General features: G+C 44.1%; 14 protein-coding genes. 11 read left to right on the forward strand and 3 right to left on the reverse strand.

Annotated elements, in window-relative coordinates:
* Window positions 1-44: 44 nt before the first annotated feature.
* A complete protein-coding gene (locus RRU94_RS10055; protein WP_255821829.1) occupies window positions 45-167 on the reverse strand; it encodes a hypothetical protein in 123 nt (40 codons plus the stop codon).
* Between the two features lie 198 nt (window positions 168-365).
* Between RRU94_RS10055 and murJ the strand changes: the two genes are divergently transcribed.
* The 5 genes from murJ (at window position 366) to RRU94_RS10080 (ending at window position 5,645) form a co-directional block, all read left to right on the forward strand.
* On the forward strand, window positions 366-1,883 hold the full coding sequence (gene murJ / locus RRU94_RS10060) for a murein biosynthesis integral membrane protein MurJ (RefSeq protein ID WP_315694071.1): 1,518 nt from the start codon (window positions 366-368) through the stop codon (window positions 1,881-1,883).
* Window positions 1,880-3,382 (forward strand): hypothetical protein, encoded by a 1,503-nt coding sequence (locus tag RRU94_RS10065; protein WP_315694072.1) that lies wholly within the window; start codon window positions 1,880-1,882, stop codon window positions 3,380-3,382. The genes murJ and RRU94_RS10065 overlap by 4 nt, the downstream gene beginning before the upstream one ends.
* A 51-nt stretch (window positions 3,383-3,433) precedes the next feature.
* Window positions 3,434-4,849, forward strand: coding sequence for an NADP-dependent phosphogluconate dehydrogenase (gndA, locus tag RRU94_RS10070; protein ID WP_315694073.1), 1,416 nt, complete (start codon window positions 3,434-3,436; stop codon window positions 4,847-4,849).
* On the forward strand, window positions 4,837-5,256 hold the full coding sequence (locus RRU94_RS10075) for a nuclease-related domain-containing protein (RefSeq protein WP_315694074.1): 420 nt from the start codon (window positions 4,837-4,839) through the stop codon (window positions 5,254-5,256). Before gndA ends, RRU94_RS10075 begins: the two co-directional genes overlap by 13 nt.
* A 68-nt stretch (window positions 5,257-5,324) precedes the next feature.
* Window positions 5,325-5,645: a hypothetical protein gene (locus RRU94_RS10080; RefSeq protein WP_315694075.1), complete on the forward strand. Its 321-nt coding sequence runs from the start codon at window positions 5,325-5,327 to the stop codon at window positions 5,643-5,645.
* Between the two features lie 143 nt (window positions 5,646-5,788).
* Here the strand turns inward: RRU94_RS10080 and RRU94_RS10085 are convergent, their stop codons facing one another.
* Together RRU94_RS10085 and csaB are read right to left on the reverse strand one after the other, a co-directional pair.
* Entirely contained in the window at window positions 5,789-6,955 is a 1,167-nt protein-coding gene (locus RRU94_RS10085; protein ID WP_315694076.1) for a glycosyltransferase family 4 protein, read from the reverse strand.
* A gap of 2 nt (window positions 6,956-6,957) precedes the next feature.
* On the reverse strand, window positions 6,958-8,079 hold the full coding sequence (gene csaB / locus RRU94_RS10090; RefSeq protein WP_315694077.1) for a polysaccharide pyruvyl transferase CsaB: 1,122 nt from the start codon (window positions 8,077-8,079) through the stop codon (window positions 6,958-6,960).
* A 244-nt stretch (window positions 8,080-8,323) separates the two neighbouring features.
* On the opposite strand from csaB, the gene RRU94_RS10095 reads away from it, so the two are divergent.
* The 6 genes from RRU94_RS10095 (at window position 8,324) to RRU94_RS10120 (ending at window position 20,395) form a co-directional block, all read left to right on the forward strand.
* Entirely contained in the window at window positions 8,324-9,043 is a 720-nt protein-coding gene (locus RRU94_RS10095; protein ID WP_315694078.1) for a WecB/TagA/CpsF family glycosyltransferase, read from the forward strand.
* 3 nt (window positions 9,044-9,046) lie between these two features.
* Entirely contained in the window at window positions 9,047-10,318 is a 1,272-nt protein-coding gene (locus RRU94_RS10100; RefSeq protein WP_315694079.1) for a nucleotide sugar dehydrogenase, read from the forward strand.
* 14 nt (window positions 10,319-10,332) lie between these two features.
* Window positions 10,333-11,208 carry a UTP--glucose-1-phosphate uridylyltransferase GalU gene (galU, locus tag RRU94_RS10105; RefSeq protein WP_315694080.1) on the forward strand — a complete coding sequence of 292 codons (876 nt, stop codon included), beginning with the start codon at window positions 10,333-10,335 and terminating at the stop codon, window positions 11,206-11,208.
* Window positions 11,205-12,299 carry a glycosyltransferase gene (locus RRU94_RS10110; RefSeq protein ID WP_315694081.1) on the forward strand — a complete coding sequence of 365 codons (1,095 nt, stop codon included), beginning with the start codon at window positions 11,205-11,207 and terminating at the stop codon, window positions 12,297-12,299. Before galU ends, RRU94_RS10110 begins: the two co-directional genes overlap by 4 nt.
* Window positions 12,300-13,718: 1,419 nt before the next feature.
* Window positions 13,719-16,526 carry an S-layer homology domain-containing protein gene (locus RRU94_RS10115; RefSeq protein WP_315694082.1) on the forward strand — a complete coding sequence of 936 codons (2,808 nt, stop codon included), beginning with the start codon at window positions 13,719-13,721 and terminating at the stop codon, window positions 16,524-16,526.
* A 1,106-nt stretch (window positions 16,527-17,632) separates the two neighbouring features.
* The gene (locus RRU94_RS10120) at window positions 17,633-20,395 is read left to right on the forward strand and encodes an S-layer homology domain-containing protein (RefSeq protein ID WP_315694083.1); all 2,763 of its coding nucleotides are present in this window, start codon (window positions 17,633-17,635) and stop codon (window positions 20,393-20,395) included.
* Window positions 20,396-20,764: the final 369 nt, after the last annotated feature.

The raw sequence follows: 20,764 nt of genomic DNA on the forward strand, positions 1-20,764 counted from the left end.
CCCGCTCAGGCCATTGTCTGAAGCGGGCTTTCCTTATCAATCCGTTATTGGGAAGGGGGCATCCAGTAAGATTCAATTCCAGTAAAGGAATCCGTCAAGTGATGGGCCACCTCTTTGTCTGCGTCTCCATGGGCTAAAAATCCGTATAAGAAAGTGATCATTTTCATCTAGAAAACTCCTTTCGAAATAAGATGTATGAAGAATGTATCTTAAATATAAAGCATGAATAAAGAACAATCTCGCTTTTTGTTAGTTTATCTTACACAGTTTCTTTCTGGGACGTTTTGGCAGATTGTCGCACAAAGCAAGGAAATGGGGTAAAATAAACGAGGAAATTTAATAGAAAACTGGGGTGTACGACGACTATGTCTTTGAAAAAAACAGCGCTGTGGCTTGCCCTTTTTGCGCTTATTGTCAAGCTGTCCGGATTTGTGCGTGAAAGTATTATGGCGTACAAATTCGGTGTCAGCAGCCAAACCGATGGTTACTTGCTTGCATTCTCTTTTATTACACTGGCGATTGCCATGATTGCCGGAGGGTTTAACAATGTGTTCCTGCCGATGTATGTGAAAAACAGGCAGGCCAATCCAGAACGCACGGACCGGACGGCGAGTGCCATTATGAATGTCACGTTTCTTCTATTTATATTGATCTCTATTCTGGGCTACTTGTTTGCGCCCTGGTTCGTGCCGCTTATTTATGGAAACATGACCGAAGCAACAGCGGAAACAGCCATTTCGATCACGCGGTTTTTCTTTGTATTTATGTCTTTTATCGCGTTGACGAGTATTTTAGATTCCTATTTACAGGGACGGCGTATTTTTGTTCCATCACAGGTGGCAAAGCTGCTGCAGACCGTCTTTGGGGTTTCATTCGCACTTCTTTTTGCCGATCAGTGGGGCATTGCCAGCCTTGCATACGGCTTTATGGCCGGAACCATTTTGGGTATTTTCGTTCAATTTTATTATTTATTTCGAACCGATTATCGGTGGAAGCCGGCACTGTCCGGAGACAAAGAATTTCAGCATTCCTTTCTTGTGCTGCTCGCACCGGCCATTCTCAGCTCGGTTGTCGGACAGATCAACGTGTTTGTGAATAAAAGCTTTGCTTCCGGCATTGGGGAAGGCCCGGTTACGTATTTGAACAATGCCCAGCTGCTTTCCTCGATTCCGCATACGATTTATGCCACAACGATTGCAGTGATTATCTTTACGCTGCTGGCTGAACAGATTGATGACCGTCCGCGGTTTCAAAACACGTTTTTCAGCGGCATGCAAATTTCATTGCTCACGCTGGCGCCTATTGCGGCTGGTCTTTGGGTTGTAGGGGAGCCGGTGCTGTCTTTTATTTTTGAACGGGGGAAATTCACCTCAGCAGATACACATCAGACATACGTGGCGCTTGTGTATTATTTGCCGACGATTGTGACGCAGGGGATGCAGTATATTGTGGCCAAAGCGTTGTATGCACAGGGGAAAACAAAAACCGTTTTTCGTATCAGTGTATTTACCATTGCGATTAACGCTCTGCTCAATTGGCTGTTTATCGGGCCGTTCGGCTATCCGGGTCTGGCACTGACCACCTCTATTGTGTCTCTTTATTACTTAACAACCTGTACCGTATTTGTATATAAAGATTTTGATAAGTCAGAGCCTGCCCGCCTGATCGGTCTGTTAATTCGGACAGCTGTTGTAACGGCATTTATGGCTGTGCCGCTTTATTTCGTTCGCCCGTTTATTGAAGATTTGTACTCTCTCTGGCAGCTGGTGATTCTTGTCCCGATTGGTGCTGCCCTTTATATGGCCGGGCTGTTTCTTTTTTACAAGGAAGGATTCCGGAAGCTGCTTAGCCTGGTGAAACGAAACAAAGGAGCGCTGTCGTGAAAAAAGCGCTGCTTCTTTTGCTGGCTGTGATTATCATGGCTGGCTGTACAGAAACGAAGGAAGAAGAGCCGGCAGACAGAGCGGAAATCCCGCTCGGCAGCCGGATGCTCGTATTGGAAGCGGAAGGGCTTCGGCTGGAGCAAAAATTTCAGCCAGAAGGACTTGACTCGCTTTACAAAGACACGGTTTATAAATTGGACGCTCAGTCCGCAAGTATTACCGTTCGGGTGCGCAAGTTGAATAATGGCGACCAGTTTGTGATGACACGGCTGAGCGGTAAAGGGACGATAAAAGCAACAATCTCGATTCCGGGTGCGGACGATTATTATATGATAGACTGGACAAAGGACATGCCGGTGCGTGAGCACAATAAAGTGACCGGTGTCGATCCGACCAAGCCGCCTGTAGGGCTGCTCCGCTACACGAAGAATCATGAGTTTGTGAACGAGCTTGTGATGAGCCACTCGTTTACATCAAAAGAACTGACAGAATTGTACGGGAGCGGACGGGAAAGCCGGCTGCATGAGCTGCTTGCCGAAAAAAACACCGTAACCCATTCCAAAGAAGGGGTTCAGTTTGAATTAACGTCGGAACGGGACCAAATGGCTGACCAGTGGTTTTTGCTGGCCGACCATCCGCTTTTTGACGAAAGCAGCCATTTAAATGACTGGATTACGTTTCAAAAAGAACATTATAAAGAAGTAAACAACTGGTTTGCGGTAGACGGGCCAATGAAAAAACTGCCCTGGTCTGTTGAACCTTTTACAAAAGACGGATACGGACTTTATTTAGGTACAATGATCGAAAAAGAAGCGATTGACCGTTTTTTTAGAGACCAGGACCGTTATTTTTATGATTTAACCGTGCAGTCTGCGGCGAATCTGTGGACGTACCGGACATCACGTAATGATGTCATATGGAAAACTGAATTTACAAGTACGTGGCTGAAGCAAAAGTATGATATTACCGCGCCCTATGTCGATACCCGCCATAATGAGCTGATCGCGCTTTATCTGCACCGGATCGGCAAGGAGCTCGGGGTGCCTGAGCTTGAAGCTGCACTCACGGATTATAGCGATTATTTGCTCAAATTAATCAGTATTGATAACATAGTGCCTGCGGAGAAGGGCTACTACCCGGCTGATTACTACTCGCCGCAGCAGGGTAAACAGTTTATCCATGCTTCGCTCAACCACTCACTCGGCGAAGCCAATATGTTTATCAAAGCGTACAAAGAAACGAAAGAAAAAAAATATTTATTGGCGGCCCGCAATATTCGCCAGGCAGTCGAGTCAACCGGCGAGAAATGGATTCGCCCGAATGGCGATCTTTGGTATCAGATTAACAGAGACGGCACATTCGACGGCGGAGACTATGAACTGCTGACGCTTTACGACCTGCGCCGCCACGAGAAGAATTGGAAAGAGTTAGGCGGAAAAACGAGTCCGATTTTGCAGAAATTGATTGAAAGTAAAGAACAGTATTTAAATTCAAAATAAGTTTCGTTATAATGCTTAATTAAGGGGAAAAAAGAAAGGATGGATTTCTTTATGACAAAACAGCAAATTGGCGTAATCGGTCTTGCCGTAATGGGTAAAAACCTGGCGCTTAATATCGAAAGCAGAGGCTACTCAGTAGCAGTATTTAACCGTTCTGCAGATAAAACGACCGCTTTCCTTCAGGAAGAAGCACAAGGCAAAAACTTCAAAGGCGCATACAGCGTAGAAGAATTTGTAAACTCACTTGAAAAACCGCGCAAAATTTTGCTCATGGTAAAAGCAGGTGCAGCAACAGATGCAACGATTGATTCTTTGAAGCCATACCTGGACAAAGGAGATATCATCATCGACGGCGGAAACACGTTCTTCCAGGACACTGTACGCCGCAACAAAGAGCTTGCCGGCCTTGGCTTTAACTTTGTCGGCACAGGCGTATCCGGCGGTGAAGAAGGAGCACTAAAAGGGCCTTCTATCATGCCAGGCGGACAGCGTGAAGCATTTGAACTTGTTCGTCCAATCTTTGAAGCGATCGCAGCAAAAGTAGACGGCGAAGCATGTACTACATACATCGGTCCAGACGGTGCCGGCCATTATGTAAAAATGGTGCACAACGGTATCGAGTACGGCGATATGCAGCTGATCTCAGAAGCATACTTTATCTTGAAGCATGTGATCGGCTTGTCAACAGAAGAGCTTGCTGACACATTTGCCGAGTGGAACAAAGGCGAGCTTGACAGCTACCTGATCGAAATCACAGCGGACATCTTCACGAAGAAAGATGACGAAACAGGCAAGGCGCTTGTAGACGTGATTTTAGACGCAGCCGGCCAAAAAGGAACAGGCAAATGGACGAGCCAAAACGCGCTTGACCTTGGCGTTCCGCTTCCAATCATCACAGAATCTGTTTTCGCACGCTTTATTTCTGCTCTTAAAGAAGAGCGCGTAGAAGCAAGCAAGCAATTAAGCGGCCCTTCTCCGAAAGAAGTAGATTCAGATCAAAAGAAAGAATTGATCGAAGCTGTCCGCCAGGCGCTTTACATGAGCAAAATCTGTTCATACGCACAAGGCTTTGCACAAATGAAAGCTGCATCAGAAGAGTACGACTGGAACCTTCGTTACGGCGACATCGCGATGATCTTCCGCGGCGGCTGCATCATCCGTGCGCAGTTCCTTCAAAAAATCAAAGAAGCATTCGACCGCAACGCAGAGCTTCCAAACCTGCTGTTGGACGAATACTTCAAAGATATCGTTCAAAATTACCAAACGTCGCTTCGTAAAGTTGTATCTCTTGCGATCGAGACCGGCATTCCGGTTCCATCTTTCGCGAGTGCTGTGGCATACTATGACAGCTACCGTACAGAAACACTGCCTGCGAACTTGATTCAAGCGCAGCGTGACTACTTCGGTGCGCATACGTACAAGCGTATTGACAAAGAAGGTACCTTCCACACTGAGTGGATGAAATAAGAATAATCGTACAGCCAGGGACGAGTCCCTGGCTGTTTTTTTGTGGGTCGGCTCGGCTTGGGCCGGAAAATAAAAATATGGATACCGTCGTGATTACGCAGCAGATGATCTTCATTTTAGACGCCAAGCATTTTAGCGGCCGCCTTGTTTTCGACCGGTTAACGAGGCAGCTGAGAAGAGGAAATGTCACCTATGATGACCCCATTACGCAGGTGCTTCGCCACAAGCGCGGGCTGGAACAGTGGCTGGATCAGCCCATCCCTATTATGGCTGCGGTCGTTCTAACCCATCCAAACGTCCGCATAGAAATCACTCCTCCGGATGCCTTTGATCATTCCCTTATCCTCTATGCACAGGAAATCTCCGCAAAAGTTCATGAATTCTTCAGGGCAAACAAACCATTTTAGCCAAAACACAAGTATACAAAATCGCCAGTGAGCTTGAACGGCACAACAAACCCTATGATCCGGATATCATGAAACAATTTCGGATTGAGCCTGCACACCTTCACACCGGCATCCAATGCCCATATTGCCGGTGCTGGTCGATTGAACGCGTAAAAAAAAGATGGCTTTGCCGAAAGTGCAGCACTTCTTTAAAGAACCCGCATCTCCCGGCTTTGAAAGAATATGTGCGGCTGTTCGGCACAAAAGCGGTGAACAAAAAAATCAGAGCCTTTACGGGCATCCAATCAGAATCAGTCGCCAAAAAATTGTTAAGAAAGTGGGCGGTTGAAAAGAAAGGGGACACAAAAGGGAGAGTGTATCATCTGCCGGAAGAATGGAAATGGGAATAAACCATACAGTCTTCGGCCGGAAAAAAGAAATTTGGGCCGGAAAATCACACGCTTGAGCCGGAAAAAGAAAATACCGGCCCAGGCAGACCGAAATCCGGCCCAAACCAAAAGTTTCCGGACCAAACACGAAAAAAAGCCTCCCATTAAAGGGAAGCTTTATAAATCGACTCGTATTTCTCGGCAGCTGCCGTATGCGAATACTCATCTTCAATTTTTTTCCGGGCAGCCGCTGCATACTGAGCGCCTTTTTCCGGATGATCCAGCAATTCAATCATCGCATCGGATAATTCCTCAACGTTTTTCTCTTCAACTAGAAGTCCGTCTACGCCGTGGTTCACGATTTCTTTTAATCCGCCGACCGCGCAGGCGATCAATGGTGAGCCGGAGCCCATCGCTTCAAGAGCGGAAATCGAAGTGGCTTCTTCTACACCGGCCGAGAATACGCTCGGTACAAGCACCACATCAGCCAGTGCGTAATATTCTTTAATGACACTGTGATCGACGGCACCGAGTAAGTGCACGTTTTTCTCAATGCCGCGTTCTGCGATCAGGCGCTTCATTTCGTCCATCGCTTCACCGGTTCCGGCAAAAATCAGCTGAGCGTTCGGGTATTTCTCCAGTACCGGCGGGAACGAAAGAATCGGATAAATTACACCGTTTTTCTTTGTTAAGCGGCGCGGTACGAAGAAAACAGGCGCTGTTGCATCGACGCCGTGCTTCTGGCGGTAAGTCGCTTTGTTCTCAGAATCCGGTTTAAAGTCATCGACATTAATGAAGTTGCGGATCGCTGTTCCATCAATGCCGGCTTCTTTTTTCACGTAATTTTTAATGCGAGTATCTACGGTAATGACTGCGCGTGTTTTCCGGTAGCCTTCGCGTTCGACTTCCATCAGCTTGTCCGCATGCTTCGAGCCTTCTGCGACCGAACCTTTGGAAATCCCTTCATACGTTAAGTAGCCGTGAACGGTTGTAACGGTCGGTAAGCCTGCATTGATAGAAGCGCGTGTCGCGAATACATCCTGCGCATTGACGATATCATACTTTGGGCAGTCCGGGCGCTTCAGCATTTCTTCTAGAAAAGCCTGGCGACGCTCCAGCGTCCACACATAACCGGCACCAAGAGATGCTTTGTTTAAAAGAAACGATGGGCCGCGTGCGATAAAGTCACGCTTCCATTTCGGCACATCGCTGAAAGACAGCGTATCAACCTCATGGCCGCGTGCTTCAAGACCAATTTTCAATGTCGCCATATGCGTCGACAATCCGCCAAGATGCGGGTAATCATACGAAGTAGCAAGTAAAATTTTCACGTTTATGATCTCCTTTTAGATCCGAACTTTTCTTTTAACAAGTCTAAATTCCGTAACGCTTCGCGGCGAAGCTCGACTACGTTTGGCGCGATAACCGCCTGTGCCTCTTTTTTATGGTCAAGCAAGTACAGCGCGTTTTCGAGCATTTTTTCCTGATCGATTTCGCCAAGGCGGAATGAGTAATCCCACATGCCGGAGCGCTTCAGGAAGCTTTCCACTTTTTTATCATAGCTGAGGCCAAGGTGCGGCACGTTTGACAGCGCAGCGAAAATAAGCGCGTGCAAACGCAGGCCGAACGTTAAATCCGAACGGCGGATAAAGTTTAAAAATTCCTCTGGCGAAAAATGAGAACCAAGCATCATCGTTTTATCCGCATGCTTCATTTTAGCCATGACATCTTCAGAAGCCGGCACATCGTATTTTCCTTCCATCGGCACGAATACCGGCGTAACGCCACGGCGTTCAATCAGTTCATCGAGCACATAAGCCATTTTTTCAATGTAGTCCGGGTGGTCAAACCAAGGACGCACCGTCACGGCTACAATTTTCTCGTCACCTTTTAATGGAAGAGTGTTGTACGCAATATCTTCTTCCTTCGATTGAAATGCAAATACGATATCAGCCGTCACAACAGATTCCGGGCGGTTAACGCCTAATGAATGAAGGTAATCTTTTGAATACTGGTCACGCACCGTTACAAAGTCCGCCATGTTCGCGAATACCTTCATTAAAATTTTGCCCCATGTTGAGGTAACCGGTCCAATACCCTGGGAGAAAAACATGACTTTTGCCCCGCAGAGTTTAGCCAAAAAGACAATCAGCAAATAATAAGGAAGCGGGCCGAATAAAAACTTCGTCGGATACGAATCCTGAAGCAGACCGCCGCCGCCGGAAATGAGCAGATCGGCTTTACGGAGCGCTTTTACTTTTTCTTTATTGTCATGACGCCAGCCACGGTAAAAGGACTTTACGTTATGCTCTTTCGCTGTTTTGTCGGGTGACAGGGAAAACACCGTAATATCGGGATTGTCGAGCTCTGTACGCAGATTATCGACAATCGACTTTAAAATCGCTTCATCGCCTGTGTTGCCAAGACCGTAGAAGCCGGAAATCACAATTTTCAAAGGTTCTTCCTCCTCGAGAATATATCTTGTAAAATTCTATCACTTGTAACGTGTAGAGTAAAATGTTTCTTGAAGCGGCGCGGGCTGAATCGAAAATCGACCGAAAAGTCCTAATTCCCTGCCAGAAAAAGAAGGGATGCCCTTTATTCGACAAAAAACCGGTTCATTCAACGGGATGCACCCTTTCCGAAAATCTGCTATACTAAGAAAATTGAAAGCAAACGGAATAGAGGCTGGTAAGAGAATGAAGGAAACATATCTTGGCGTGGATGTCTCGCCTTTAACATATGACCAAATTATCGCATCCCTCCGCGAGCGTATGGAGAAGCAGCAGCAGTCGACGATTATCGCGGTCAATCCGGAAAAAGTGATTGCCGCAAATCAAAACGACCAGGTAAAGCAGCTGATCAATTCGTCCACGTTTCAAATTGCGGACGGCGTCGGCATTCTTCTTGCGTCTAAATTAAAGGGAGGGCGCATCACATCGCGGGTAACCGGTGTGGACATGATGGCCCGCCTGCTTCGCTTTGCCGCAGAAGAAGGGCATCCGGTTTATTTTTACGGAGCGAAGGAAGAAGTTGTCACAAAAGCGATCGAAAATATAAAGAAAACAAATCCGGGACTTGTCGTTGCGGGATACACGAACGGCTATGAAAAGAATGAAGAAGCACTGGTGCGCCGCATTCACGAAAGCGGTGCGCGCCTGCTGTTTGTGGCACTTGGCAGCCCGAAGCAGGAGCTGTGGATTCAGCGCAATATGCCAAACCTGCCGAATGTTCTTGTGTTTCAAGGCGTTGGCGGAAGCTTTGACGTGTTCTCGGGAATGGTTAAGCGTGCACCTGCCGCATTCCGCAAAGCAGGGCTTGAATGGCTGTACCGTCTCGGCTCTGATCCGAAACGAATCAAACGCCAAATGAATTTACCGCGCTTTTTAGTGCGCGTGTTAATAACTAAAGGGAGATAAGTCATGAAAAAATCAATCTGTGTTGTCGGCCTTGGCTACATTGGGCTTCCGACAGCGGTTATGTTTGCGAACCACGGCCATACGGTTTATGGCGTAGATGTAAATGAAAAAGCAGTCAATATGATTAACGAAAAGCAATTGCATATTGAAGAAAACGGCTTGCAGGAGCGTCTGGAAAAAGCGATCGATGCAGGCTTGTTCTCGGCTTCTACAAAGCCGCGCAAAGCAGACGTGTTTATCATTGCCGTACCATCTCCAATTATGCCGGACAAAACGGCGAACCTGGAATACGTACGCGAAGCGACCGCTTCTGTTGTGCCATATCTTGAAAAAGGCAACCTGGTGATTTTGGAATCAACGGTTCCGCCTCGTACGGTGCAGGATGTGATGATACCGGAGCTTGTGAAGTCAGGCCTTGAGATCGGCACAGAATTGTTTGTTTCTCACTCACCGGAACGCGTTATCCCTGGCCGCGTGTTTGAAGAGCTTGTGTCAAATGACCGGATCATCGGCGGCTACACGGCGGAATCGGCTCACCAGACAAAAGAGCTGTACAAATCGTTTGTAAAAGGGCAGATGCACGAAACCGATGCTACAACGGCAGAGCTTGTAAAAGTCATGGAAAACACATACCGTGATATTAACATTGCTTTTGCGAACGAGCTGGCAAAACTGGCAGAGACTCTTGGCGTGAACATTTGGGAAGCGATTAAGCTTGCCAACTACCACCCGCGTGTAAACGTGCATGAGCCAGGTCCTGGTGTCGGCGGTCACTGCATCGCGGTTGATCCATGGTTCTTAGTCGAGCTTGCGCCGGAAACCGCACAAATGATTCACCTTGCGCGTAAGACAAACGACGGCATGCCAGGCTACACAGCTCAAATGACAGCGAGCATTTTAGATGCAAAAGGTATTAAAGATCCGAAAGTAGCGGTATTTGGCCTTGCCTTCAAAGGCAACATTGACGATATGCGCGAAAGCCCGTCAGTGGATGTGATTGAAGCAATGCGCGAACGCGGCATCGAGCTGAGCGCCTATGATCCGCATATTAAAGAAAACAATATTCCAGAACAGGTGCAGTCGCAGGAAGAAGCACTGCAGGATGCATCGGCGATCTTAATCCTGACCAACCATAATAAATTTAAAGAGATTTACCCGACAACACTTTCGAATATGAAAAACAAAATCGTCATCGACACGAAAAACTGCATTGACCGCGCGACGTGGGAATCGGCTGGCTTTGACGTGTACGTGCTCGGCGATTCGAAAAACTAAAGGGAGAGTTCGTCATGAAAAAAGTACGCAAAGCCATTATTCCGGCAGCGGGGCTCGGCACCCGCTTCCTGCCGGCAACCAAAGCGATGCCGAAAGAAATGCTGCCGATTGTCGACAAGCCGACGATTCAATATATCGTCGATGAAGCAATTGCATCCGGCATTGAAGATATTATTATCGTAACCGGCAAAGACAAGCGTGCCATCGAAGATCATTTCGACTCCGCGCCGCTTCTCGAGCACAAGCTGGAAGAAAAGCAAAAGTTCGAGCTGCTGCAGGAAGTAAAGGACTCCGGCAAAGTCGATATTCACTACATCCGCCAAAAAGCGCCGCTTGGCCTTGGCCATGCCGTCTGGACGGCACGCAAGTTTATCGGTGACGAGCCGTTTGCTGTGCTGTTAGGGGATGATATCGTCCAGGCGGACCAACCGTGCCTCGGGCAGATGATCGAGCAGTACGAAGAAACCGGCTCATCTGTGATTGGCGTGATGGAAGTGCCGCCGTCTGAAACGCACCGCTACGGCATTATCGACCCGTCTGAACAGGTTGGCCGCCGTTATAAAGTAAACAAGTTTGTGGAAAAGCCGAAGCAGGGCACAGCGCCGTCTAATATGGCGATTATTGGCCGCTACGTGTTTACGCCGGAAATTTTCAATTACTTGAGTGAGCTTGAAATCGGCGCAGGCGGAGAAATTCAGCTGACGGATGCGATTGAAAAGCTGAATACGATCCAGTCTGTATACGGCTATGAAATTGACGGAAATCGCTATGATGTCGGTGAAAAGCAGGGCTTTGTGGAAACAACGATTGAATTCGCCCTCCAGCGTCCGGACCTTCGGGAAGGACTGCTTGATTATATGGAACAAAAACTGCGGGAGTATCGGAAATGAAGCGTATTTTGCTTGCCGCGAACATGTACCCGAATGCCCAGTTTCCAAGCTACGGCGTGTTCGTGCAAAACACCGAGCGCATCCTGAAAAACGGCGGTTTTGAAGTCGACCGGGTTGTGCTTGAAAAAAAGACATCAAAAGCGGCGAAAGCTATTGGCTACGCTTCGTATTATGCGAACCTCGTACGTCAAGGCATGTCCGGCCGCTATGATGCGATCTATGTGCACTATGCGTCGCACAACGCGCTGCCGCTGCTGCTTTTAAAGCGGTTAAAGCCATCCGTCCGCATTGTGACGAACGTTCACGGAAGCGACGTCGTGCCGGAAGTGCCGTCCCAGGAAAAATACCAGCCGTATGTGAAGCAGCTGCTTGAGCAGTCCGCGCTGATCATTACGCCGTCTCACTATTACGAGTCACTTGTAAAAGAAAAGTATGGCGTGCAGACACCTGTGGCTGTTTTCCCGTCCGGCGGCGTCAACAAAGACGTGTTTCATCCGAAGGAGCGGGCACAGGCGCTGTCCGAGCTCGAGCTGGATCCGTCTTACCGCTACATAGGCTATGTCGGACGTTTAGACGTCGGCAAAGGCTGGGACCATTATTTGCATGCCATAAAACGGTACGTGGATGAAAAGCCGGACCACGGAACGAAATTTATCGCAGTCGGTTCCGGCAAGGACGAAGCGGCTTTTAAAGAGCTTGTGGCCGAGCTTGGCATTGGGGATGTGGTCATCCACTATCCATTAATGAAGCAATCCGGCCTTGCCAATGTATATAATGCTGTGGAAGCCTTTGTGTTTCCGACCACGCGTAAAGGCGAAAGCCTCGGCCTTGTCGGCCTGGAAGCGATGGCGTGCCGCACGCCGATTATCGCCAGCGCGATCGGCGGCATTCTAGATTACGTGAAGCCAGGCGAAAACAGCTGGCTGTTCGAGCCGGGCAACCCGGAAGAGCTGAAAGAAGCCCTTCTTGCGTTTGACGACCTCCAGCAGGCCGAACGCGACCGAGTCGCCGAAGCTGCGTATCAGACGGCGCTTGAATACGAAGAATCTGCTGTTCAGCCTAAACTGATTTCAATTTTTAACCAATTGTAATATTTTGCTCTGTCCCATTAACGGGACAGGGCTTTTTTTTTATGAAAAATTTTTCGCTGTAAAGGCAGTAAAGGTTTTCAGAAAACAGGAAAAAAGCAGGGACGCGTTCTGTCTAATATATTGAATGAATTGTCAAATAGATTAAGAATGGAAAGAAAAATAAGTAATTGTATAGGAGTAAAAACTAATAAATTCTATAAACTAGTAATTACGGATTATTTTAATTAATTATGTTTATTTAACCTGTAATAACAGGGTATATGCTGTAAAGTAATTGTTATTTTTCCGTAGTATTTAGCTTATTTACTTTAGAATTTATTTCATAAATTCGAAAAGGGAGGTTTTGTTACAAAGGGAAATCGGTGAAACAATTGGCATCACAGCAAAACGTAACATGAGGGAAAGCAGCCCTCATGCTGGCGGGAGCGTATGTGATTAGCACATCTACACAGATAATATAAAGAGGCTTACCGATGTCTTAAACCGCTGCTAGCGGCTGTCAGTCTACTGTTGAAAGCGGAATCATATTCAGTGAAGATAAGGATTCATTCGGAACGGAAGACCAGATCACACGCGGTAAATTTGCGATTTCCCTTAATTTTTTTGTGAATATTTACCTTAGTACCGGCTTTTTAAGAAGGTAACAGGTGGAGAGCTGCTTGATATAGAAGCGGCGGTTAGACGGATAGACAACCGGCGATGCGATTACAATTACGTCAAAAATCACATTCGGCAGCCAGGTGTCGACAAGAGAACCAACGTAATAGAATTTTCCAGAAGACTGCCAAACGGCCTGCATTACAGTGTTACAGGGCATGGGAGTTTCATGTATGTAAGTATTAGATTTTAGACCTATTTATGGAAAAAAAGGCTGATTTGACAAGCTTTTGTTGGACAAAAAAGCTTTTTTCCACGTTATAAAAATATAACTAAATAATCATGAAAACGTGCCGATAATAACAAAGAACCATATGCAGAAGTTCAAGAGAATTGCAACCTTGCTGTAATCTCTCAGCCCGCACCCCGTCTGGTTTTAAAGGAGATATGAAACAAAAATTACAAATCTTACAGGGGAAAAAACTTTAATTTTACCTAGCATATGGTATATAATGAATAAGCTATGAAACAAATTGGTTTTATTCGACAATTTATTTTCATTGTTTTGACAAGAATATATCAAATATTACTTTTTGAATAAATTATGGAAATAACGAAAAACGGGTTGAAAAAACTTTCTTGTTTGATAGAATGTTACTTGTGAGTTACAGAGCTGTTAAATTCTCCTTGCAGTACATAATGTTTCACTTTATGAGAAAAACAGTAAATAACTCAAACTTATTTCATACGGAACAATCAGCTTACCTGCTGTTTGATTTCATAAAAAAACCACAACCACACAAAACGGGAGGAACTAATTACATGGCTTACCAACCAAAGTCTTATCGTAAATTCGTTGCTACAGCAGCGACAGCTACTTTAGTAGCAACTGCAGTTACACCTGCTTTTGCAGCAGAAACTGGTGCAGCAACAGACTTCACTGATGTACCTGAGCGTTACCTGACTGCAGTTGATTACCTTTTAGAAAATCAAATCACAAATGGTATCACTGATACTCAATACGGTACAGTTCAATCAATCAAACGCGTTGATGCGGCTGTTATGATTGCAAAAGCACTAAAGCTTGATCTTTCAGACCGTCCAGCTTCAGGCTTCTCTGATGTTCCTGATCGTGCTGCGGTTTACGTGAACGCACTTAAAGAAGAAGGCATCATCAATGGTAAAACAACTACTTCATTCGGTGCAGCAGACAACATCACTCGTGGTGAGATTGCATTGATTCTAGCGAATGCTTACAACCTTAGCGGTGATGCAGATGTGAAATTCACGGATGTTTCTTCACGTTACGCTGAAGCTGTTGAAGCGTTGGTAGCTAACAAAGTTACTGAAGGTAAAACAGCTACTTCATTCGGTACAGCTGATGCAATCACACGTGGTGAGTTTGCAATCTTCCTTCATAGAATCAGCCAAATCGATACTCCAGATGAAGACCCAGTAACAAATGCAGCAATTTCATCTGTAACAGCGATTAACGAAACTCAGCTTGAAGTTACATTCAAAACGGCTCTTACTGACGAGCAAGTTGACTTCATCGAAGAAGCTGGAAACCGCATCGTAGTATTCGATTCTTCTGAAACAGCTCAAACAGCTAACCTTGTTTCAACAGTTGTTAGCTTCAGCGATGACAACAAAACAGCTACAGTTGTATTGGGCGACAACGAAAGCACTGATGAAGTAGAAACTGAACTAGTTGAAGGCCGTGCATACACTGTAGCGCTTGTAAGCCAATACGGTACTGACACAGCTCTTGCTGAAGTTGAAGCAAAATCAGCTTCTACTGTTCTATTAAAAGGTCTTGAAGTTCCTGACGTCGAGCTTGCTGGAGACGAAGATACATTCGTATTCAACTTTGACGAAGAAATGACTGAAGAAGCTTTAGACGAAGCTAACTACACAGTTTACGATAAAAACAACGTTGAAGTTGAAGGTGTATTTGCAAACGGCGAATTTGTAAATGCAACTTCTAATGATGCTGTTGAATTCGATATTAACCCTGATGTATTGGAAGCGGGTCAAACTTATAAAGTTGTGATCGATGCAGCTGTAGAAGCAAAAGACGGTTCTCAACTGACAACTGCTCAAAGAACAGTAACACTTAAAACACCAACACTTGCTGAAGCAAAACCAAAAGCATCTGTAGCACGTGTTGTAGACCAAGAAACAATCGTTGTAACGTTTGATAAAGAGCTTGCAGAACTTCAAGGTTTAAACCTTAACCAGTTCTCTGTAACTCAAGCGGACGGCCGCGAGTTTGACGTAACAGATGTAGTTCTTGCAGACAACGGTAGAGACGTTACTCTAACAGTAGCTCCATTAGAAGTGAATGGTGAAGAACAATACCTTCGCGATGGCAGAACATACAAAGTTAGCCTTCCTGCAGGTCTTGCTGTAAACGAAACATTCACAAACGCAACAAGCGATGCAGTGAATGATAAGAGTGTGGTAGCTGCTAACAATGCAGAAGTAACAGACTTCTCTGCGAAGTTCGTTCGTCAGACTGGCGAAAAAGATGCAGCAGATCTTCTAATTACTCTTAACCAGCCAGCAAACGTTACAGATGCTGCTGATATTACAATTGAAAACCTAGATGGTTCATCTAGTCTTGTAGATCCTGCTTCTATTGAAGTTTACGAAGGCGATTCAACTGGTAAAACATTTATCGTGCGTGACGTAGAAACTGCATTTGATGGATTTGTACCAGAAGCAGGTGATACTTACAAAATCACACTTGCTGAAGGATCATTCAATTCAGTTACAACTACAGCTACACCTAACACAAATGACGAGCTAGATATTACACTAAACGGTCTTGATATCAGCGCTCCTGAGGTTGATTCAGTAACAGTTAACTCTGCTGAGAAAGTAACAGTAGAATTTAATGAGGCAATCAATGTTTCTAACCTGGAAGAATCAGATATTCAAGTAACAGGTTTCATCAAGTCAGTAAATGGTTCTGTAGCACCAGCATTATTGACAGGGTCTAATCTGATCAAAGTATCAGCTGCGGGCGATACATTAACTATCACTCCAGCTTCTGATGCTGTTAAATTCACTACAGGCGCAGACTTGACAGTAGAAATCGCTGAAGATTCACTTACAGATGTAAACGGCATCGAAAATGCTGCTTTCGATTCAGCTGATTTAGACGCTTCTGACTTCAACGATAAAGCAGCTCCAGTAATCGTTGGTACTCAAATCACTGGTACAGATTCACTAGCTGTTGTTTACTCTGAAGCTGTACGTTTTGAAGATGCTAACACTGCAACTGCTGGTGCACAATATTCAGTATCTGGTGCTCTACGCAATGCAGCTGCAACATCTGCAGAAGTAGATGCAACAAGTGATTACATTGTTACCCTGACATTCGGCCAAGATGTCTTTGAAGCTGGAAAAGTATATGCAGCTGCAACATTAACATACCGCAGCAATACTACTTCTGCTCTAGAAGATCTTGAAGATATCAGACAAGCTTCTCAAACAGTTAAGGGTCTTTCAGGCGTAGCTTCTGCCGAAGCTCCAGCGGATGAGCAAGCTCCAGCGGATGAGCAAGCTCCAGCGGATGAGCAAGCTCCAGCGGATGAGCAAGCTCCAGCGAATCCTGAAGTTTAATAAACAAAACGTTGCTTTATAAGCCAGTGTAAATTGGTGAATTAAGCAGGAATTTATACCTCATGTCCATTGTTGATAACTTAGCAATCGGGCATGGGGTATTTTTTCTTAATTGTTGCAGGTCATTTGGCAGGCGTAATTTCTACCCTTGTGGAGCAGTCCAATGCATAAGTGCCTAATCCTTCTACATTCGGTGAGGCGCTGATAGCCGAAGGAGTGAAGTCAGGTGAAATCGTACCCGAAGAATCGGGGCAAGGTTCTTTAAAAGATTGCTATGGTTAGGCAGGCGAATCCATGCAGGCAGGGTGAGCTAGTAAATGGTGCGAATCGCTAAGAGTTGAGTATTCATCCAATCATACGAAATGATGAGGTGGATCAGCATCAGTAATGCTGTAAAGATGGCTTCGGGTTTGTAGCAGTGAGGATCGCATGCCGTATGGATCTGCATGGTAACATGTGGAGAGGAGAAAACATGCGGGAGCGAAGAAACCCAGTAAGTGAAAAATTCTATTAAACTTATTTCCAAAAAAAGTTCAACACACAGGCAGACAACCTGTTTGTCTAAGTTGTCTGCCTTTTGTATGTTCTTTATCTCATTAATGGAGTAATAAATGTAAGAATAAATATATATTGTAGTTATGTATCAGATTATCGAGCCCTAATTCCTTTATGGAGTTAGGGCTTTTCCTATTTGAGGAGAAATATAAAATAGGAATCTATGACAGGAAAAACAAAACAAATTGAATTGCCAACCGTAAAGGAAATCAATAAAAAGAAGCTTAGATTGTGACGCCTTTATCGTTAGTTATATCACTTAATACTAAAGATTAGTCGCACCTGTTATGTTAGCAGCTTAAACGCTGGCATAGTGCATTTGAATACATTCAGATTTATCTGCAAGCATTGCCAAGGTTCTTATTCCTATGTATTTAGTGAATGTATTTCAAATATTAATTGTAGTAACAATAAATATCATAGGGAGGCACTAATTCTTTGTTAAAATAGATTTACATTTCTCTTTACTTTTCTGGACACAAAGCTGTAACTCTATTAATTTAAAAGCAAAATGGATATTTAAAGTATTGAAGGGGGTTACGGTCACTTATATGATTCCGCATGTAAAATTTTTTCGTAAAGTTTTTGTCTTTATGATAGTGGTGATAACAGCAAGTGCTATTTCTCCATTTACACTCGCTGCGAGTTTTACCGATGTAGAGCCAAGATATCAAGAAGCAGTGGATTTCCTGGTATCTAAAGGAATCAATGGAAGAGCAGATGGCACTTTCGGTACTCATCAAAATATTAAACGTGTTGATGCAGCCATATTTGTTGTGAAAGCACTGGATCTTGATATTGAATTAGCTCCAACTTCTGGCTTTACCGATGTGCCGGAACGCGCAGCTAAAGAAGTAAATGCTCTTAAAGCAGCCGGCATTACAAGTGGAAAAACTAAAACTACTTTTGGGTCGAGTGACCTGATCACCCGTGGTGAACTTGCTGTATGGCTTACAAAAGCATTTGAGCTTGAGTCAGTCGATGTAGAACTTGTTTTCACTGATGTAGCAGAACGATACATAAATGATGTTAAAGCTTTGGTATACAACGAAATTACTAAGGGAACTTCAGAAACGACTTTTGGAACACACGATAAAGCAAAGCGTGGAGACTTTGCTATCTTTGTATACAAGGCCTGCCAAATTAAAGACAAACTCAATGCTCCTGCTATTAAAAGTATAAACGCAGTTAATGGAAAACAAATCGAATTAACGTTTAGCACTGCACTTGATGTTGAAGAGGCTGCCTACATTGCAAAGACTGGAAATCGCATTGTTGTATATACTGCTAGTGAATCAGTGGCATCGGCTAACTTCATATCTGAAATGATTAGCTTCAGTGATGATAGAAAAACGGCTATGGTTATTTTAAAGCCAAGGACTGCCACGCAAGCTGATCAAGAGCTAGCTGAAGGTAAAGCATATACAGTTGCTTTGGTTAGTGACTATGGTGACCATTTAAGTTTTGCTCAGGTTGAAGCAAAATCTGATCCCGCTGTGCTTTTGAAAGGACTCGAGGTACCTAAAGTAGAAGTTAGCGAGGAACAAGACTATGTGATAGTGGAATTTAGTCAAAGGATGGACCAGGAAGTAAAAAACTTGGCAAACTATGAAGTGTTTGATAACTATGGTGTTATAGTTCAGGGTCCATTTTCACATGCCGAATGGATAGATGTAACGACTAAAACAGCTGTTAAACTTAAAATGAATCCAGGTGTATTATCAGCAGGTAAAACCTACAAACTAAAAATTAGCCCGAATTTAGAATCAGAAAGCGGTTCTAAACTGCCTCTTACTCAACTTGTTACAGCTTTCAAAACGCCAACAATTATTGAAGCACAGCCAAGAATAGAATTGGCACGTATAACAGGTACGAATGAAATAACCATTACTTTCGACCAAGATCTATTTAATAGAGTTATGAGTAATGTAAGTATGTTGGAAGTCAAAAGATTAAATAACACGACCATTGATGTAAACAAAATAAGCTTCTTAGATAAGAATTTAGTACTTACTACAAGTGAAAAAGAAGCTTTTGATGAAGGATTTGCTTACACCATTTCTTTGCCATCTGGTATTGCGGTAAACGATCAATTCCGTAATGCTGTAAGTGATACTGTTAGTGATATAGAAGTAGTTGCAGTTAAAAATGAAGCAGCAACCTCAGTAAGGGCTGAATTTGTACGTGAAAAGAGAGACAAAGAAAAAGCGGATTTACATTTGGCTTTTGATCACGCGGTTAAGGTTGAAGACATAGCCGCAGGGGATATTAAGATTGAGAGTTATGGGAAAACATACTTTATTGCGGCTGACACTAAAGTGGAAATTTTTGGAGAAGATCCCTCTGGTAAAACGCTAGTAATCAAGGACATTTCTAATGCGTTTGCAATGGATTATACTGATACCACCACAAAGGCTGCGACGAAGTTTGTTCCTGAAGATGGGGAATCTTATCGGGTAATTGTAGAAGGAAATGTAGCTAAATCCATTGCGCCTGTTATCGAAGAGGAACAAAAATCTAATCAAGCTGATTTACAAACGATTGTTGCTGGGATTGATATAGAAGCTCCGAAAATTCAAGAAGTAACATTACATTCGGCTGAGAAAATTACTATTCAATTTAACGAAAACATTATAGCTTCTGGATTAGAGGATTCTGATATTAAGGTTAAAGGATTTATAAAATCCGCAGGTGCACGTTACGAAGCCGCTACATTAACAGGATCAAGCTCGCTTGAATTCTCTGTAAGCGGAGATAAATTAACAATCACTTCTGCTGCTGATTCGGTTAAATTCCAAACAGGTGCTGTTGAAATCGGTGAAACGATTATGTCAATAGGTGCAGATACACTGAAAGATGCTAATGGAATTGAAAATGAGAATATGGAATACATCATCACTGATAATGATACAAATTTGTATGATAAAGCAGCTCCGATCATGATTGGCTCAAAAATAACGGATGTTTTATCCGGTGCGTTAGAAGTTACTTACAGTGAAGATGTGTACGCTAAGTCAGGGACTGGTGCAGAGGCGGCAAAACAATTTAATGTTAGCGGTGTAGAGAGAAATACAACCGGGGCTAGTTCTACAGTTTCGACTTCCGCTGGGGCTGCCCAAAATGTATTTGAAGTTATATTTACGAATAAGACTTTTACATTTAAAGACTATTCTTCTGCGAATTTAATTTATACCCATAACGTAAATTATACAATACAAGATGTGGAACAAAATCACCAGGCTTCTGGATCAGTTATTGGAATTTTGAACCCAACCTCTGCTTTTATAGTTAGTGCAGCTTCTACAAATAAATAATCCAAAATATTGCTTTGTAAGTCAGTAACCTAGCGAAAGAAGTAAGAATCACACCCCATGAATATTCATGGGGTCTTGTTTTATATCTATATATAAAATGGCTCCTCTTTATCATTCATTCCAGTGTAATGAAGATAGAAATAGATAGTGACAGTTATGTACAGGATCATCTTAAGTCCAAATTCAGGTCCATCTCTGTTGCAGGGAAAAGCAAAGTAGAAGTATCTAAAGAAAACAAGTCAGGACAATGAGATTAAATGGAAGCAAAAGAATCTACATAATAAAGAACATATGCAGAACTGATAAACATTAGGATACTAAAATGGGCAGAGACATCACTTTATTAGAACTACTGATAGTCTAATGTGT

Source organism: Domibacillus sp. DTU_2020_1001157_1_SI_ALB_TIR_016 (genome assembly GCF_032341995.1).
In the GTDB taxonomy this organism is placed as follows: domain Bacteria; phylum Bacillota; class Bacilli; order Bacillales; family Domibacillaceae; genus Domibacillus; species Domibacillus indicus_A.

Excerpts from the sequence above, each read along its gene's own strand:
- RRU94_RS10055 (WP_255821829.1), bottom strand. The coding sequence starts at position 167 with ATGAAAATGATCACTTTCTTATACGGATTTTTAGCCCATGGAGACGCA.
- murJ (WP_315694071.1), top strand. The coding sequence starts at position 366 with ATGTCTTTGAAAAAAACAGCGCTGTGGCTTGCCCTTTTTGCGCTTATT.
- gndA (WP_315694073.1), top strand. The coding sequence starts at position 3,434 with ATGACAAAACAGCAAATTGGCGTAATCGGTCTTGCCGTAATGGGTAAA.
- RRU94_RS10080 (WP_315694075.1), top strand. The coding sequence starts at position 5,325 with ATGAAACAATTTCGGATTGAGCCTGCACACCTTCACACCGGCATCCAA.
- RRU94_RS10095 (WP_315694078.1), top strand. The coding sequence starts at position 8,324 with ATGAAGGAAACATATCTTGGCGTGGATGTCTCGCCTTTAACATATGAC.
- RRU94_RS10100 (WP_315694079.1), top strand. The coding sequence starts at position 9,047 with ATGAAAAAATCAATCTGTGTTGTCGGCCTTGGCTACATTGGGCTTCCG.
- galU (WP_315694080.1), top strand. The coding sequence starts at position 10,333 with ATGAAAAAAGTACGCAAAGCCATTATTCCGGCAGCGGGGCTCGGCACC.
- RRU94_RS10110 (WP_315694081.1), top strand. The coding sequence starts at position 11,205 with ATGAAGCGTATTTTGCTTGCCGCGAACATGTACCCGAATGCCCAGTTT.
- RRU94_RS10115 (WP_315694082.1), top strand. The coding sequence starts at position 13,719 with ATGGCTTACCAACCAAAGTCTTATCGTAAATTCGTTGCTACAGCAGCG.
- RRU94_RS10120 (WP_315694083.1), top strand. The coding sequence starts at position 17,633 with ATGATTCCGCATGTAAAATTTTTTCGTAAAGTTTTTGTCTTTATGATA.